Here is a 646-nt window from a genome sequence, read left to right as displayed (position 1 = left end):
GTTATTTACAATGTATTTATTTATAACAGCACCAAACCCATTGATTATTTGAAGTTCTATACCATGCTGCTGATTTATTAATGTGACAGAGTCAATATTTCCAAATTTTTCATTTATAATTTTAAACATGTTGATGTCTCCATTTTTGAAAGATATTAACAAGAAGAAAAAAATATTCAATGGCGGTTTTAACATGAATAATAAAATTCCATATTCAAGCTATTCAGGAAATTCAGAACACTTGTGTAAAAAGGGCGACGCAGTTGAATTTATTCAACCTTGGTACACGCCAATTTCTACGACACCAGAAAATACAGGTATGGCGATCGGTGGTATCGGTAATACTTTTACATTGACGCCAAATGGTAACACGCCAAACTTCAGCTTTATTCCAGGAATATTTGTCGATTGTTCAGAGCAAGTTGTTAATTTTAATGATTTTTATGCGTCAGTGATGGATGTGCCGACCATTGAAACGCTTCAGGTTGTTAACGAGCAAGAGCTTAGCGTTCATCTGAATTTTTACCCAGCGCTATTCGATGGAAAGAAGATAAATAAAGAAAATATTTCGAATGCGATTAACCTCATTCGTGCTGCATTAGCAAATGGCAATTTCTATAAAGAAAATARAGATAACTTTATAAAG

General features: G+C 33.2%; 2 pseudogenes. One reads left to right on the top strand and one right to left on the bottom strand.

Annotated elements, in window-relative coordinates:
- A pseudogene (locus L4B77_RS20240) lies at nucleotides 1-129 on the bottom strand (aldose 1-epimerase); the annotation flags it as partial.
- 64 nt (nucleotides 130-193) lie between these two features.
- On the opposite strand from L4B77_RS20240, the pseudogene L4B77_RS20235 reads away from it, so the two are divergent.
- A pseudogene (locus L4B77_RS20235) lies at nucleotides 194-646 on the top strand (GH116 family glycosyl hydrolase); the annotation flags it as partial.

The sequence above is a fragment of the Vibrio minamisatsumaniensis genome (assembly GCF_050337445.1).
Lineage (GTDB): Bacteria > Pseudomonadota > Gammaproteobacteria > Enterobacterales > Vibrionaceae > Vibrio > Vibrio artabrorum.
The sequence above is the reverse complement of the archived record's forward strand: the minus strand, read 5'-3'. Positions and strand labels throughout refer to the sequence as shown.